Genomic DNA, 14,484 nt, shown 5'->3' with positions numbered 1-14,484 from the left:
AAAAGCGGCATTTTGCTGCCGCTTTCAAAATTATGCACGCTCCAGTTCGAAAAGGCATGCCAAATCGTCTTTTACCCCCTCGCCATTGTTGAATATGAACGATACGTATGTGTCGTCGTAATCGTAGTCGGCACTTTTCTCGGCTTTGGCAATAATATCGTTGAATTTCTCTTTTGTTGTGTTTATCACAACAGTCTCGCCAGTCGAGAGTCTTTGCACCTTGTCGCCCTTGTCGAATGGGTTTGGCAGCGGCACGAAGGCATTCTCAAATCGTGAGGAGTCGAGGCTGTCCACTTTTCTGATGAATTCGTTGTCGGGTGTGACGCTCCAAAAACGGTGTATGAGTTTCTCCTCGTTGAAATATATTGTTCCGAGAGTGTCGGGCGCGCTGTCGATGTCCCAGAATTCGGTCTGGTTCTCTGCGCCCATGTTGCGGAATGGAAATGAAAAATTCTTTACCGCCGGTTCGGCTTCCTCAGAAAGCGCTTGAATCTTCTCGATACAAAATTCATCGTTATAGTCCTTAACGCTTTCCATTGCAGAATCGAAATCGCTGAAAGTTCCGATGTCGGAAAAGTCGAACGATTTAACGGCGAAGACCGTGTTGTTTAATGGCTGTTTAAACGATTCAATCTTAAGGTCGTCAACCTCAAAACGCTGTCCGAGTTGCGTTTTCAGCGTCTCGTCCTCTGTGTTGTCGTGGATTGCTTCCAGAAGTTCCCTTCTCACAAAATACGGGAAAGGAAAGTTGTAGATTATTGTTGCAATGTGCGAGTCGGCAAACTGCCAGCCTGTTTCTTCTATGCAGTTTTTCATGGTCTCGGAAAAAGGCAACGTCATGAACATCTCCTGAATCTCTTTCGAACTCTGTTTCATAATGTGTCTATTGATTTACGGGTTATACATCTCAAGACTGTGTCCGTGCTTGTTTTTCAGCAGGTTAGTCTTGCTTTTGATGCAAATATAGCAGAAAATCGTTCTTCTCGGCAAAAAACGGTCGGGATTCTTGTTCGAACCCCGACCGTTTTTTTTCTTAAACCAGCGTTATCTTTTTAACGTCCAGTTTGTCGGCATTCAGAAATACCGACGCGCTTTTTTTGAATTTCTCTTCGCTCTCGGTGGTGAAGAACTGGCAAGTGCCGCCCTTCGTCAGTTTGGCATCCATCTCGGTATGGCGTTTAAGATAGTCGCTGAGGCTTGCCGCAACATAGTCGCCCTGCGGAATAACGTTAACGCCTTTGGGAATGTACTTGTTAATTTTGTTAAGCAGAAGAGGGTAGTGGGTGCAGCCCAGAATTATGGTGTCTATCTCGGGGTCGCGGCTCATCAGATTGTCTATGCGAGCCTTTACGAAATAGTCTGCACCGTCGCTGTTGTATTCGTTGTTCTCTACAAGCGGAACCCACATTGGGCAAGGCTCGCCCGTAACTTTCACGTCGGGGTGTAGTTTCTCAATCTCTAACTGATAGGAATGTGATAGAACCGTTCCTTCGGTGGCAAAGAATCCAACGTGGCGGCTTTTGGTTAGCGCGCCTATGCACTCTGCCGTTGGGCGTATTATGCCAAGTACGCGGCGGTCGGCATCGAGCAGCGGAAGGTCTTTCTGTTGAATGGTTCTGAGTGCCTTTGCCGATGCCGTGTTGCACGCAAGAATAACAAGTTGGCAGCCCAGTTCGAAGAGTTTCTTTACCGATTGCAGCGTAAACTCGTAAACCACGTCGAACGAGCGTGAGCCGTAAGGCGAGCGTGCATTGTCGCCCAGATACATGTAATCGTATTCGGGCATAAGGCTTTGAATCTGTTTCAGAATCGTAAGGCCTCCGTAGCCCGAGTCGAACAGACCTATCGGTCCGGGATTTTTTGAGAATGATGGTTGTGCCATAATCTACAGGGAAAGAGAAAGGGCGACCCCATAATGGTGTCGCCCTTATAGGGATTGTTGTTCAGTTCTGTTTTACTTTATTCCAAGACTCTGCTTCAACTGTTCCGTAATATCAACGCCAGTGTTTGGGTTTACGTACGGATAGTTGTTTCCGGCAGTGTTGATGACATAGTCGAGAGCCTTCTCCTGAGCCACGGCAGCAACAGCCTCGTCGAGTTTCTGCTTAACCGGAGCCATAAGGTTCTTCTCTGCCTTAGAGAGCATCTCCTTAACATCCTTCTTGAACTCGAGAGTCTGATCCATAAGGTTCTGCAACTCTTTCTGTCGCTTCATCAGGATGCTCTTCGGAAACTCCTTCTGCCCGTCAAGGAATTCAGTGTACTTCTTGTCGAACTCATCTTCCGAACGCTTGAGTTCAGACTCATAGTTGTCCTTAAGCATGTTAAGGTTGTTCTGTGCTTCTGTGTACTCAGGCATTGCCTTAAGCATGTCGTCGTAGTTAAAGTAGCCGAATTTACTCTGTGCGCTTGCTGCGAGCGGCAGCATGCACAATGCCATTATGATTATTTTCTTGAACATACTTTTTTAAAGAATTTTGGGTTTGACAAGATTGTTGTCTGTTAATCAGAATTATTTCTTAGCAGGAGTAGTCTTTGCGCCTGTTGCGCCGAGCTTGCTCTTTACCTGACTTGTAAGGTCGGTGCTCTGAGTCTCGCTGATGTAAGGAATACCGGCTGTGATATCCATGATGTAGATATAGCCGCCTGCCTTGCCGATTTCAGCGATAACCTTTGTTACCTTCTCCTGAATAGCCTGCATCTTATCGTTAGAAAGCTTCTGAACGTTTGACTGGCTCTCCTGAGCGAACTGCTGCATGCGAGTGTACATGTCCTGAAGTTCCTGCTGGCGGCGCTGCTTGATGTTCTCTGGCAGTGTAGCCATCTCCTTCTCGAACTCTGCGCCCTTAGCCTGAAGTTCGTCCTGCATCTTCTTCAACTCTGTCTCGTATGTCTTCTGCTGAGCCTGAATCTCGTTCTGTGCTGCGGTAAACTCTGGCATATTCTGGATGATGTCAGCAGAATTGATATGACCAAACTTCTGTGCGAATGCACATGCTGGCGCAAGAATTAGCGCCAATAGAATCAATTTTTTCATTTGTTATTTTTCTCGTTTTTATATTATCAAATTTGTTTTCGGCGGCAAAGGTACTGTATTTTTTTGTTAAATAGACGACTATATTTCTTAAAAATGCTGAAAATTAGTTAGAATAGCCCAACTTTGTCAGTACCTCGTTGCTGATGTCTACTTTTGGCGAGGCAAATATCACGCCCGAGTCGGATGCCCTGTCAAGAACGAGGCTGTAGCCTTTCGAGTCGGCAATCTCCTTCACCGCGTTGTATATTTCTTCTTGTATCGGGGCTATGAGCGATGCTCTTTTCTTGTAAAGTTCGCCATCGGGACCGAAGTATTTCTGTTTCAGTTCGCTTGCCTCCTTTTCTTTTTCAAGAATGTTTTCTTCTTTTTTAGCTTTCTGCTCCTCGCTCAGAAACACCGACTCGTTCTGATAGTTCTTGTACATCGTCTGTGCTTCTGCATTCAGTGCCTCCACCTCGGCCTGCCATTTTTTGCTTACTTGGTTAAGTTGTTCGCTGGCGCGTTCGTATGCCGGGATGTTCTTCAGAATGTATTGCATGTCAACCACGGCATATTTCTGGGCAAAGGCATTGTCTGCCACAAACAGGTTGTAGCAGACAATGGCTGATATTGCAAGGATTCGTAATGCTTTCATTAAACTGGTTTGTTAGAATTCCTGACCGATGATGAAGTGGAACTGGCTTCCGCCCTTTGTTCCGTAAACCTTGTCGAATCCGTAAGCCCAGTCGATACCCATCATACCAATCATTGGCAGGAAGATGCGCACACCTACGCCGGCAGAACGCTTCATGTCGAATGGGTTGAACTTGTTTATTGTTGTCCAAGCGTTACCGCCCTCGGCAAATGCAAGGCAGTAGATGCTTGTTGATGTCTCGAGCATGAGAGGGTAGCGGAGTTCAAGGCCGAGGCGTGAGTAAGCGTAGCCCTCGCTTCCGGTTGGAGTGAGGCTTCCGTTCTCGTAACCTCTAAGTCCGATGGTCTCGGTTGCATAACTGCTCGAATATCCTGTCATTCCGTCGCCACCAACATAGAAGGTCTCGAACGGAGATTTCTTGTACTTGTTGTAGTGGCCCAGCAGACCGAACTCAACGCGTGTCATCAGCACAGGACACTTTGCTCCGTTGGCAAGAGCCGTGAACGAGCGCAGTTTGAACTTCCACTTGTGATACTCAATCCAGTTGAACTTCTCCTGCATGTTTGCCAAGTACAACTCTTTGTTATCTGTACTCTTTACAGATGACAGCTTCTCGTAGTCCTTTCCGTCCCACAAAGAGAATGGTGGTGTGAGGGCAAGCGAGAGTGAGAATTCAGAGCCTCTACGAGGGTAAATCTGGTTATCAGTTGAGTTTCGGTTAAGCGCAAGTTCAAGGTTGATGTTGTTACAGTTTCCGTCGGAAATCAGGAAGTAAGCCCAGTCTTTCAGCATGTAGCGCTGGTATGTGAGAGCCGCGCTGAATGTGAAGTAGTCGTCAGGCCAGCGCAGACGCTTTCCGAAGCCGAGAGTAACACCAAACAACTGAACACTCTTGTCAGGGTCGTAGTAGTTATCTGCGGTGTAACCATAACTGTTGTACGAAGTACCGTATAATTGGTTGTAATAGTTGTAATAGTTGCTGTAATAGCTGCTGCTCACATCGGTCTGCTTTGAGTAGAATGCAGTTACCGAGAATGAGGTTGGACGCTTGCCGCCAAACCAAGGGTCGAGGAACGAAACGCTGTACGACTGATAGTAAGTACCGTTTGTCTGTCCGCTCAGCGTAAGTGTCTGACCTTCGCCCTGCGGAACGATTCCGCGGCGGTTCTTGGTCTTGCTGAACAACTCCTGAATGGCGAAGTTCGTAAGTTTCAGACTCACCTTACCGATGATACCAGTCTGACCCCATCCGGCAGAAAGTTCAATCTGGTCGTTAGCCTTTGACTCAAGGATGTAGTTGATGTCAACAGTTCCGTTTGTTGGGTCTGGCTTAACGTCAGGGTTGATGTTCTCTGGGTTGAAGTGTCCCATCTGCGCAATCTCTCGGTACGAACGCTCAAGAGCCTCCTTGCTGAAGAGGTCGCCCGGTTTGGTACGAAGTTCGCGGCGAACTACGTGCTCGTAAAGGCGGTCGTTACCGGTTATTTTCACGCGGTTTATCGTAGCCTGCGGACCTTCGACGATGCGCATTTCAAGGTCGATAGAGTCGTTGTCTACGTTAATCTCGACAGGGTCGAGACTGTAGAACACATATCCGTTGTTGTAGTAGTCGTTACCGATGGCGTCCTCGTCCTTAGACAGACGCTCGTTCAGCAACTTTTGGTTGTAAACGTCGCCGCGCTTCATGCGCAGTTTCTGGCTCAGATAATTTGTTGGGTACACGGTGTTTCCAACCCAGTCGATGTTGCGCACAAAGTACTTCTGACCCTCGTCAATCTTAATGAAGATGTCAACCGAGCGGTCGTCGTACTGCTTTACGCTGTCGGTTACAATCTGCGCGTCGCGGTATCCGTACTCGTTGTACTTGTCGATGATGAAGCCCTTGTCCTCCTCATACTTCTCCTGAATGAACTTCTTGGCTTTGAAGGTGTTCAGAATCTTGTTCTTCTCGTTGGTCTTCTTCATCGCGTTCTTCAACTTTCTGTCGCTGAATACGGTGTTTCCGACGATGTTTATCTGGTGAACCTTGATTTTCTCCTTCTTGTCGATGTTGATGTCGACGATAACCTGCTCCGGATTGTCTGGGTCGTCAACCTGAACGATGTTTACTTCCGCCTCCTTGTAGCCCTTCTCGTCGAAGTATTTCTTTATAATGTGCTTAGAGCGGTCGCGCATGTTAGGCGTAATCTGGTTACCCTTAATCAGACCGAGTTTTGCCTCAAGGTCTTCGCGCTCCGACTTTTTAATGCCGTTGTAGTTGATTTCCTTCACGCGCGGACGTGTTGCGAGCGCAATATGAAGGTAGATTTTCTCGTCAACAATGCTATCGGCCTCAATTTTCACCTGCGAGAACAAGCCGTGCTTCCAGTATCGCTTTACGGCTGTCGTAATCTCATCGCCCGGCACGTCGATGGTCTGTCCCACAGACAAGCCGGATAATCCTATGAGCACATAGTCCTCATAGTTCTTTACGCCGCTCACTCTGATGCCACCGATTTCGAGTTGCCGTGGAGTGCCGGAGTAGATGATGTTGGGTTTCCCGTTGTCGTCATTATTGTCTTGCGCCCACGTAGGCGACGCTGCCGCGAGGGCAGTACACAGACATAATGCAAATTTCAGATTCTTCATTCTTTTTAGCTAAAAACTATAGTAGTTAAGGTTTATTCTGTTGCAACCTGCTCGCTTGTCTTTCCAAAGCGGCGTTCGCGGTTCTGATAGTCGTAGATGGCTTTGAAAAAGTCGTCTTCGCTGAAGTCTGGCCAATAGGTGTCGCAGAAGTACAGTTCTGAGTATGCAGCCTGCCACAGCAGATAGTTGCTAAGACGAATCTCGCCTCCGGTGCGGATAAGCAGTTCTGGGTCGGGCATGAAACTGGTGTACAGATGCTTGCCAATCACCTCTTCGTTGATGTCGTTGGCATCGAGTTTGCCTTCCTTTACCTCTTCGGCAATCTGTCTTACGGCATTCTGAATCTCTGACTTTGACGAGTAACTGAGTGCGAGGACAAGGCACATGCTGGAGTTCTTTGATGTGCGCTCAATCATCTCTTGAATCTTCTTCTGAATTGCTTCAGGAAGTCGTTTCAGGTCGCCAATGACCTGAAAACTCACGTCGTTCTTCATGAAGATTTCGTCTTCAAGATTCTTCAGCAGGAGTCCCATCAGAGCCTCGATTTCCTCGGCCGGACGATTCCAGTTCTCTGTCGAGAATGTATATAGAGTAAGAAATTTAACTCCAGCATTTTTTGCTGTTTTGGTTATTCGGCGCACAGTCTCAACGCCGGCGATGTGTCCCATCGTGCGTTTTTCGCCTCTTGCCTTAGCCCAGCGTCCGTTGCCGTCCATAATGATGGCAATGTGCTTTGGTACTCTGGTCTTATCTATTTGGTCGATATATGCCATAATTAAAAGTTGTTACATTTTCGGTATTTAGGGAAGAGATCGTATGTTACATATAATAATGTGTACGAATATCCGTCCCTGTTCTTAAAGATGCTGCCGTTCTCCAGTCCGTAAGGCTTGTCGAGTTGCAGTCCTTCATTGCTCGTTACGTCGAGTTTGTCGGTCCATGTTAGCCTCATACTCCATTCTATGCCCACGTTTACGCGCTCTCGCCATTTGTATTTAACGCCTATTCCAAGCGGAAAGTTAAGCGTGAACACGTCCTCGGCTGGCGATGGCGCATAGGTGAATCCGGCTCCGCCCATGATGTAAGGCGTTAACTTGTGTGTGCCTTTGTAGCCTTTTCCCGTTCCGTAGGCAAAGAAGTTGCAGGCGAATTGTGCTCCAAGGTCTACAACCGTGCGGCTGAACCGTGCCGTGCCCGGAGTGCCCTTTGTTCCCGATGGATAGACGGTGTCTACATCGTCGGTGCTGCCCGAAATCTTGCCGAGAAGCAGATTGCCGTTGAGGCTCATTCTGGGGTTGAAGATGTAGGCGGCTTTCGCTCCGCCTGCCAGCCCCATGTTGTTAAACAGGGCAGCGTTGGCATCGCCTATGTAGAAGGTTCCTCCCAACGCACCGCCCAGCTCCATCTTGTATTCAAGTTCCTGTGCTGTGGCTGTTTGTGCAACTGCCCATGCGAGCAGTGCTGTCACAACATTCTTCAGCATTCTATTTTATGTAGATTTCAGGAATGAATCCGCGCCAGATGTTGCCGTTCTTGAAGATTATGAGAATGGCGTTATGCTTCTGGTCTACCACCGCTGTGAACTCGCGTGTTACGCCTTCGAGTTCTTCTGGCAATGTGGTCTTTTTTGTCTTTGTTTTCCAAGTTATGCCATCGTCGCCCGAGATGTAAAGACCCGAGAGGGCGTCGATGCTTGTGCTTCTCATCTTGCCTGCACCGCCGAAAGCGTAAAGTTCGTCGTTGTACGACAGAACGTTGAGGTTTGCGAGGCGTGGAAGCGCGTAGATGTTAATATATTCGTTTGGAAGATATGACCAGCCTTGGCGGGCGTATGCCTGCTCTGCGCTGATTCTGTTCCAAACAACGCCGCAACTGTCGTTGTTCTCGCTTATTCCGGTGAGTACAACCTTCTCCATTGTGGCATTGTGCTTCATCTTCTTGCTGCTGAATGCTACGCAAGTCTCCGGCAGGTTTTCGATGTCGGTATTGCCGTTAACAGTCCACTCGCCGTTTGAGTAACTTGCAAAGTTTCCATCAACAACGCCGAAAATCTCGTAAGACGATGCTGCGAGCAGTCTGTTCACGTTGTTGCTACCCTCAACGGCTGTCCAGTCTTTACCGTTGTCTGAGACGTACATCTGCTTGCCAGCCACGATGTAAATCTTTCCGCCGAAGAGAACGATGTTGTTGATGTCGGCTGTTCCGCTGATGCCGTTGGTTGCTGCAAGTGTGCTCCACGAGTTGGTGTCGTCTGCGCTTGCTTCGGTCATCATTAGCGCGCCGTCCTTCTGTCCGAACACGATTATTTTGCCGTCGTGGTAGATGCTCTTAATGTTCTCGAGCTGCGATGCAGGGAAGTTGCTAACGGTGCTGTTGCTCCACATCAGCGAGTCGGCGTATGTCTGATGAACGTTCAGTTTAACTGTGTATGTCTTTGATGCCAGTCCGTCGCTGGCATGTACGGTAAACTGCATCTGGTTTGTATAGTCGAGCGAGTCTGTGCTGCTGTATGTCAGTATAGAGTCGTTTCGGGTGAATGTAACCGAATATCCGCTTACGCCGATTGTTGCAACCACCTTCGTAATGTCTGTACCCACAGGCAGCGAGTCGGTGTTGTAGATTGTCAGGTTGCGCTGGTCTATGGTAAACTTGTAGTTTGAGCCGGTTACGGTATCCTTTACGATGCTGTCCGAACCGTCAGACGCTGTGACTGTTCTGTATTTGTTAAGGGTTCCCAATTTGTACGATGTAATAACGCACTCGCTGGAATAGGTTGTTTCTTCATCATCGTTTTTCAAGCATGATGTAAAAATGAAACTGATGCTCACAAGTGAAAAGACGATAGATATTAACTTTCTCATCTAAAAGTGTTCAAATTTATTATATATAATTTTCAAGGTGCAAAAATACTCACATTTTTCGCTTCTACGAATAAAAACGAACGGTTTTAAATAAAATTATGGAATTTACTTGCTATTTTTTGCATAATTAAGAGGTTTAGATGCTCTTTTGAGCGGTTTTTGTTAAAAATGGAACTATTCTGCGTTGCGGAACGTGGTTATTGTGTGTCCGAACTGAACTTTTCGTTCTGCCTTTGCGCCTGATGGTACTGTAGGTGCTTCTATGCCTCCGCCCAGAACGATGTCTGACTCTTCGACCCTTATCTCGTCCCACAGACTGTTGTCTATGAAAAGCTGGTGAAGCTCGCGTCCGCCTTCAACGAGCAGCGACTGAATCTGCCTTTTGTGAAGTTCTGCAAGCATCTGATTCAGAAAGTCTTCTGCTTTCAGCGTCACGAACTCGACGTTGCTGATTTTCTCGTCGGTTTCTGATGTTGTGAAGACTATCGTCGGCGTGCTTCCGTCGAAGATGCTGAGGCTTCGGCTCAGTCTGTTTTGGCGGTCTATGACGATTCGCGTCGGGTTCTTGCCGTGCCACAGTCTCACGTCGAGTCGCGGATTGTCGGTCTCTGCCGTGCGGCTGCCAACAAGTATTGCCTGACTTTCGGCTCTCATCTTGTGTACGAGCATCAGCGTGCGCGGGTTCGAAAGATATCTGTCGGCATCTTTGTTGTAGATGAATCCGTCGGCAGACTGTGCCCATTTCAGAGTGATGTATGGCCGCTTTTTCTGATGGAAGGTGAAGAAACGGCGGTTCAGAGCCTTACATTCTTCTTCCAGAACTCCTACGGTTACCTCGGCTCCGGCATCGCGCAGCATCTGTATGCCTTTTCCCTGCACTTTGGCAAACGGGTCTACGCAGCCAACCACCACGCGTTTTAGCTTGTGGTTGATGAGCAGTTGGGCGCACGGCGGAGTCTTTCCGAAGTGGGCGCACGGCTCAAGGCTGACGTAGATTGTGGCATCTTTCAGCAGCGACTTGTCTTTGACAGACGCTACCGCATTCACCTCGGCATGACCTTCGCCGCAGCGGATGTGGTATCCTTCGCCAATAATCTTGCCGTCGAGCACGATAACCGCTCCAACCATCGGATTGGGCACGGCATTCTGTCGTCCGTTTTTGGCAAGTTGAATGGCGCGCGCCATATATTTCTCGTCAATCGTCATTTTTAATTCGCTTTTTTGTCTATCTTTGCATTAAATACTAACAATGCGTCAGATTCTTACACATATCCGTCAGCAACTTTCGGCCGTCTATCCCGATTCCGAAGCCAACGCCATAGCGCGTATGGTTCTCGAATGCAGGTTCGGCATCTCGCTGCTCGATATTTGCATGGGCAAAGATATACAATTATTGCCAAAACAACGTCAAGATTTGGATAATATTGTGGCTCGTCTGTCAAAAGGCGAGCCTGTTCAGTATGTTCTAGGTAAGGCAGAATTCTGCGGATTCGACTTTTCGGTTGCTCCCGGAGTGCTTATTCCGCGCCCCGAAACCGAGGATTTGGTTGATTGGATTGTTGCCGACAGCGAGGCGAAACACGGCTGTTCCATTCTCGACATCGGAACGGGCAGCGGATGTATAGCCATATCGCTGAAGAAGCTGATGCCCGATGCCATCGTAACGGCATGGGATTTGTCTGACGACGCGCTGCGTCAGGCGGCGGAGAATGCCCGTCAGCTCGATGCCGATGTCCGATTTGAACAGGTTGATGTGCTTAATGTTACGCCGTCTGTCAAGTTCGATATAATCGTGAGTAATCCGCCGTACATTTGCAACCGCGAGAAGGCCGAGATGAGCGACAACGTACTCAGCCATGAGCCGCATCTGGCACTCTTCGTCCCCGACGACGACCCTCTGATGTTTTACCGTGCCATTGCCGTGCTTGGGCGCGAGATGCTCAACGAAGACGGCTCGCTCTTCTTCGAGATAAACCGCGCTTTCGGTCGGGAAACAACCGAGATGCTCGCATCGCTCGGCTACAAGAATATCGAACTGCGGAAAGACCGCTTTGACAACGACAGAATGATAAAGGCTGTATTATGAAGAAACAGATTTCAGAAGAAACTGCTCTCGGCAGAGTGACGGCTTTGTGCTCAGGTTCAGAACATTGCGAGGCTGAGGTGAGGGCTAAACTCGATGCTTGGGAGATTGATGCCGAGGCGCAGAATCGCATCGTGGCTTACCTCTACAAAGAGCGTTTTCTCGACGAAAACCGATATGCCAATTTTTTTGCACACGACAAACTGCGCTACAACCAGTGGGGCAGGACTAAAATACGCATGGCCCTGAGGCAGAAGCAGATTTCTTCCGAGGCTATAGATGAGGCTCTTGAGAATCTCGACGAGGACGAATATCTCGGCATTCTTCAACAGCTTATCAAGGCAAAGAAGAAGTCCGTCAAGGGCAAGAACGACTACGAGTGTCGTTGCAAACTGATAAAATTCGCCATGAGCCGCGGCTTTGAATACGCTTATATCCAACGATTTATCGAAGGTGGAGATGAAGAAGATGCTTTCGCAGACGATTTCTGAAGCACGGAGTTTTCTTGCCGACGTGCTCGACTTTGTTTTTCCGCGACATTGCACCGTTTGTGGCGAGAGGTTGCAGAAAGACGAGCAGTTTCTGTGCGCCGACTGCCTTCTGCATCTGCCTCGTACAGGCTTGGCAAGTGCCGAGGGCAACGAGATTGAACAACTTTTCTGGGGAAGGGTAGATATTCAGCGTGCCATGTCGTTTTTCAAATATCACAGCGCGAGCAATTATCACAGAATCCTGATGGATTTGAAGTTTCACGGCAAGCCGGAGATTGGCATTTTCATGGGCAGACTGATGGCGCGAGAACTTGTTGCCACAATGATTTTCGATGGTGTTGATGTTATCGTGCCTGTTCCGCTGGCAAAAAGCCGACTGAAAAAGCGCGGCTACAACCAGAGCGAGATGATTGCGCGTGGAATATCAGAAATAACGGGATTGCAGATAGATACGCGCTCGGTTGTTAGAACGAAAGCCAACGTATCGCAGATTGGAAAAGGTCGCCAGCAGCGACAAGAAAATGTTGAGGGCATTTTTTCGGTAGCCGATTCTGATGCTTTGAAAGGCAAGCACGTTCTTGTTGTAGACGATGTGCTTACAACGGGTGCAACGACTATCTCGCTCATCTCCGAGATTCAGAAAGTGTGCGATGCCAAGTGCAGCGTGCTCACGATGGCGCTTGCATCTAACTGATTTTCTTTGCAATGCCTCGCACTGCGAAAAGCAGATGATGCCACACGGTTGAGCACAGTCCGTAGTGGTCTGTCATCACTTTGAAACGCTCAATCAGCGATTCGGTGTGATGCTGTGTCGTTGCTCCGCCGGTGTAGAATTGCGAAATTGTGATGTTAGTACCTTTTATCTCAATTCCTTGCTTCTCAGCCTCTTTCATTATTCTGATGCACCAATCCACATCAGCCGAATATTTGTATTTCAGATTGTACTTGCAGAAAAGTTTTTGATTAACGATGAAAGCCTGATGGCACACCAACATTCCGTTTTTGAACGATTTCCAGTTCAGATTCTCGGGAATGTTTTTTCTTCTCATACCAAGATAGTTGCCTTTCTCGTCCAATACCTCGGTGTAGCCGTATATCACGCCCGGCTCGCTGTCGTCCGAAACGAGTTCGGCAATCTGGCTTAGCGTGTCGCTGCCTTTCAGCGTGTCGCCGGCATTCAGAAACATTATGTATCTGCCGTGTACCCTGCCGTCGAAAGCCTTGTTCATTGCGTCGTAGATGCCCCTGTCTTTTTCAGAAGAGAAACTTACGGTGTGCCGTGCTCTCTCGGCATATTCTTTTATAACCGAAAGCGTATCGTCTTTCGATGCTCCGTCGATGAAGATGTGCTCCAGACTGTCAAAATCCTGCGAATCAACGCTTTCTATTGTTCGCCTAATCTCCGACGATGCGTTGTAGCATACCGTCACGATGCTGAAAAGAGGCTGTGTTTCAGGCATGCTTTCCAGTTATTTTGTTGTATAGGTTGATGTATTGCATTGCCACGTTACTCTCTGAGTACGAGGCTGCTGCCTTGCGATAAGCCATCTCGCTCAGACCGCTGTTTTCGTCGTCGCCAAGACACCAGCAGATGCCGTTGGCAAAGTCCGATGCGTTTTTGTACTCAGCTACATAGCCGTTGTGCAGATGGTCTATCATTTGCGGAATGCCGCCCACGTTGAAGCCAACGCACGGCGTTCCGCACGACATTGCCTCGACGATGGTGTTTGGCAGATTGTCCTGAAGCGATGGGGTGACGTAGAGGTCTACGGCGTTATACACGTTTACCAGCGTGTGCTCGTCGCTTACATAGTCCATGTTGTAGACAGGGAACGGCAGAAGGCTCTGCATCTCCGAAGCCTTGTTGCCCATCATCACAACACCAAGATTTTCTGCAAGTTCGGGATTGTTCTGCTTTATAATCTGACAGGCCTCGATAAGATATTTCGCGCCCTTGCGCTCGTCTGTCACCTTCAGCGAGCCGAAGAGAAGCAGTTTCTTATCCTGCGGAAGATTGCACTTCTGTCGCGCCTCTTTCTTGTCGCGTGGCTTGAATAGGTTGTTGTTTATAGCGTTAGGAATGCTCTGTATGCTGTGTCCGGCTATCAGCGAGCTCTGCTTTGCCAAGTCCTCGAGCCAGTGGCTGCATGCCACAAAATGAAGGTGCGAGCCGCTGTAAATCTTCTTCTTCTTCAGATATGTTCTGTGCGAGAGGTCGTTCTTGCTGCCACCGCCGTAGATTAGCGGACAGTTGCGACATTCGGTCTTGTACTTGTCGCACTCGCTGGCATAGTGGCAGATGCCGGTGAAGGGCCACATATCGTGCAGAGTCCACACAACGGGCTTGCCCGATGCTATAATCTTCTCGATGTCCTTCAGCGACAGGAATCCTTGGTTTATCCAGTGCAGATGAATCACGTCTGCCTGCTTGAATTCGGGCAGTTCGGTAATGTCGGTGCCGGTGTTGGCTATGTCAACCTGAAAAAGATTGTTCTTCTTGAATTTGTTAGCCATCCAAATAACCGCGCGTTCCCACACAAACTGCACCTGATGTCTTATCGAAGGGTCGAGTGCCACAACGGTAATCTGGTTAGTTTGTTTATCCCTTACAAGCATTTTTGCCTTTATGCCATTGTTTTTCAGAGCCTCCATAAGTCGGTTGGCTGCGATGGCTGCTCCGCCTATGCGTTCTGATGTGTTGACAAGAAGAACTCTCATATATTTTTTAGTGTTAGAAACTATTCTGCAAA

At 48.4% G+C, this 14,484-nt stretch carries 15 protein-coding genes; 3 read left to right on the top strand and 12 right to left on the bottom strand.

Translation table 11 applies throughout. The features are described from left to right. Positions 1-30: 30 nt before the first annotated feature. The 10 genes from T538_RS0105590 to ribD all read right to left on the bottom strand — a co-directional run bounded on the left by T538_RS0105590 (position 31) and on the right by ribD (position 10,366). Positions 31-876 carry a hypothetical protein gene (locus tag T538_RS0105590; protein ID WP_031532545.1) on the bottom strand — a complete coding sequence of 282 codons (846 nt, stop codon included), beginning with the start codon at positions 874-876 and terminating at the stop codon, positions 31-33. A 157-nt stretch (positions 877-1,033) separates the two neighbouring features. Beyond that, complete coding sequence (murI, locus tag T538_RS0105585) at positions 1,034-1,882, bottom strand: glutamate racemase (protein ID WP_031532546.1); 849 nt, start codon at positions 1,880-1,882, stop codon at positions 1,034-1,036. A gap of 72 nt (positions 1,883-1,954) precedes the next feature. Then, entirely contained in the window at positions 1,955-2,461 is a 507-nt protein-coding gene (locus T538_RS0105580) for an OmpH/Skp family outer membrane protein (RefSeq protein WP_031532547.1), read from the bottom strand. Positions 2,462-2,512: 51 nt separating this feature from the next. Beyond that, positions 2,513-3,037, bottom strand: coding sequence for an OmpH/Skp family outer membrane protein (locus tag T538_RS0105575; RefSeq protein ID WP_051655899.1), 525 nt, complete (start codon positions 3,035-3,037; stop codon positions 2,513-2,515). A gap of 103 nt (positions 3,038-3,140) precedes the next feature. Beyond that, entirely contained in the window at positions 3,141-3,671 is a 531-nt protein-coding gene (locus tag T538_RS0105570; RefSeq protein ID WP_031532549.1) for an OmpH/Skp family outer membrane protein, read from the bottom strand. Between the two features lie 12 nt (positions 3,672-3,683). After that, the gene (locus tag T538_RS0105565) at positions 3,684-6,299 is read right to left on the bottom strand and encodes a BamA/OMP85 family outer membrane protein (RefSeq protein ID WP_051655898.1); all 2,616 of its coding nucleotides are present in this window, start codon (positions 6,297-6,299) and stop codon (positions 3,684-3,686) included. Positions 6,300-6,331: 32 nt separating this feature from the next. Further along, on the bottom strand, positions 6,332-7,072 hold the full coding sequence (locus T538_RS0105560; RefSeq protein WP_031532551.1) for an isoprenyl transferase: 741 nt from the start codon (positions 7,070-7,072) through the stop codon (positions 6,332-6,334). Between the two features lie 2 nt (positions 7,073-7,074). Beyond that, on the bottom strand, positions 7,075-7,782 hold the full coding sequence (locus T538_RS0105555; RefSeq protein ID WP_031532552.1) for a type IX secretion system protein PorG: 708 nt from the start codon (positions 7,780-7,782) through the stop codon (positions 7,075-7,077). Position 7,783: 1 nt separating this feature from the next. Continuing rightward, positions 7,784-9,160, bottom strand: a complete 1,377-nt coding sequence (locus T538_RS0105550) for a DUF6242 domain-containing protein (RefSeq protein ID WP_031532553.1) — start codon at positions 9,158-9,160, stop codon at positions 7,784-7,786. A 174-nt stretch (positions 9,161-9,334) separates the two neighbouring features. After that, positions 9,335-10,366 carry a bifunctional diaminohydroxyphosphoribosylaminopyrimidine deaminase/5-amino-6-(5-phosphoribosylamino)uracil reductase RibD gene (gene ribD / locus T538_RS0105545; RefSeq protein WP_031532554.1) on the bottom strand — a complete coding sequence of 344 codons (1,032 nt, stop codon included), beginning with the start codon at positions 10,364-10,366 and terminating at the stop codon, positions 9,335-9,337. A 43-nt stretch (positions 10,367-10,409) separates the two neighbouring features. On the opposite strand from ribD, the gene prmC reads away from it, so the two are divergent. The 3 genes from prmC to T538_RS0105530 are packed head-to-tail and all read left to right on the top strand — an operon-like array spanning position 10,410 to position 12,428. Then, positions 10,410-11,246, top strand: coding sequence for a peptide chain release factor N(5)-glutamine methyltransferase (prmC, locus tag T538_RS0105540; RefSeq protein WP_031532555.1), 837 nt, complete (start codon positions 10,410-10,412; stop codon positions 11,244-11,246). Then, a complete protein-coding gene (locus T538_RS0105535) occupies positions 11,243-11,734 on the top strand; it encodes a regulatory protein RecX (RefSeq protein ID WP_031532556.1) in 492 nt (163 codons plus the stop codon). The genes prmC and T538_RS0105535 overlap by 4 nt, the downstream gene beginning before the upstream one ends. Continuing rightward, positions 11,703-12,428, top strand: coding sequence for a ComF family protein (locus T538_RS0105530; protein ID WP_231497066.1), 726 nt, complete (start codon positions 11,703-11,705; stop codon positions 12,426-12,428). Before T538_RS0105535 ends, T538_RS0105530 begins: the two co-directional genes overlap by 32 nt. Here T538_RS0105530 and T538_RS0105525 read toward each other — a convergent pair. Continuing rightward, positions 12,421-13,194 carry a glycosyltransferase family 2 protein gene (locus T538_RS0105525; RefSeq protein ID WP_031532558.1) on the bottom strand — a complete coding sequence of 258 codons (774 nt, stop codon included), beginning with the start codon at positions 13,192-13,194 and terminating at the stop codon, positions 12,421-12,423. The two genes, T538_RS0105530 and T538_RS0105525, sit on opposite strands and share 8 nt — an antisense overlap. Next, a complete protein-coding gene (locus T538_RS0105520; RefSeq protein WP_031532559.1) occupies positions 13,187-14,452 on the bottom strand; it encodes a glycosyltransferase family 4 protein in 1,266 nt (421 codons plus the stop codon). Before T538_RS0105520 ends, T538_RS0105525 begins: the two co-directional genes overlap by 8 nt. Positions 14,453-14,484: the final 32 nt, after the last annotated feature.

This window comes from Bacteroides sp. Ga6A2 (assembly GCF_000702225.1).
Taxonomy (GTDB): Bacteria; Bacteroidota; Bacteroidia; order Bacteroidales; family Bacteroidaceae; genus Ga6A1.
Note: the sequence above shows the minus strand (reverse complement) of the source record. Positions and strands in the feature narration are given on the sequence as shown.

Bases quoted from the DNA above. Each gene is read 5' to 3' on its own strand.
- T538_RS0105590 (WP_031532545.1), bottom strand. From the start codon at position 876: ATGAAACAGAGTTCGAAAGAGATTCAGGAGATGTTCATGACGTTGCCT.
- murI (WP_031532546.1), bottom strand. From the start codon at position 1,882: ATGGCACAACCATCATTCTCAAAAAATCCCGGACCGATAGGTCTGTTC.
- T538_RS0105580 (WP_031532547.1), bottom strand. From the start codon at position 2,461: ATGTTCAAGAAAATAATCATAATGGCATTGTGCATGCTGCCGCTCGCA.
- T538_RS0105575 (WP_051655899.1), bottom strand. From the start codon at position 3,037: ATGAAAAAATTGATTCTATTGGCGCTAATTCTTGCGCCAGCATGTGCA.
- T538_RS0105570 (WP_031532549.1), bottom strand. From the start codon at position 3,671: ATGAAAGCATTACGAATCCTTGCAATATCAGCCATTGTCTGCTACAAC.
- T538_RS0105565 (WP_051655898.1), bottom strand. From the start codon at position 6,299: ATGAAGAATCTGAAATTTGCATTATGTCTGTGTACTGCCCTCGCGGCA.
- T538_RS0105560 (WP_031532551.1), bottom strand. From the start codon at position 7,072: ATGGCATATATCGACCAAATAGATAAGACCAGAGTACCAAAGCACATT.
- T538_RS0105555 (WP_031532552.1), bottom strand. From the start codon at position 7,782: ATGCTGAAGAATGTTGTGACAGCACTGCTCGCATGGGCAGTTGCACAA.
- T538_RS0105550 (WP_031532553.1), bottom strand. From the start codon at position 9,160: ATGAGAAAGTTAATATCTATCGTCTTTTCACTTGTGAGCATCAGTTTC.
- ribD (WP_031532554.1), bottom strand. From the start codon at position 10,366: ATGACGATTGACGAGAAATATATGGCGCGCGCCATTCAACTTGCCAAA.
- prmC (WP_031532555.1), top strand. From the start codon at position 10,410: ATGCGTCAGATTCTTACACATATCCGTCAGCAACTTTCGGCCGTCTAT.
- T538_RS0105535 (WP_031532556.1), top strand. From the start codon at position 11,243: ATGAAGAAACAGATTTCAGAAGAAACTGCTCTCGGCAGAGTGACGGCT.
- T538_RS0105530 (WP_231497066.1), top strand. From the start codon at position 11,703: ATGAAGAAGATGCTTTCGCAGACGATTTCTGAAGCACGGAGTTTTCTT.
- T538_RS0105525 (WP_031532558.1), bottom strand. From the start codon at position 13,194: ATGCCTGAAACACAGCCTCTTTTCAGCATCGTGACGGTATGCTACAAC.
- T538_RS0105520 (WP_031532559.1), bottom strand. From the start codon at position 14,452: ATGAGAGTTCTTCTTGTCAACACATCAGAACGCATAGGCGGAGCAGCC.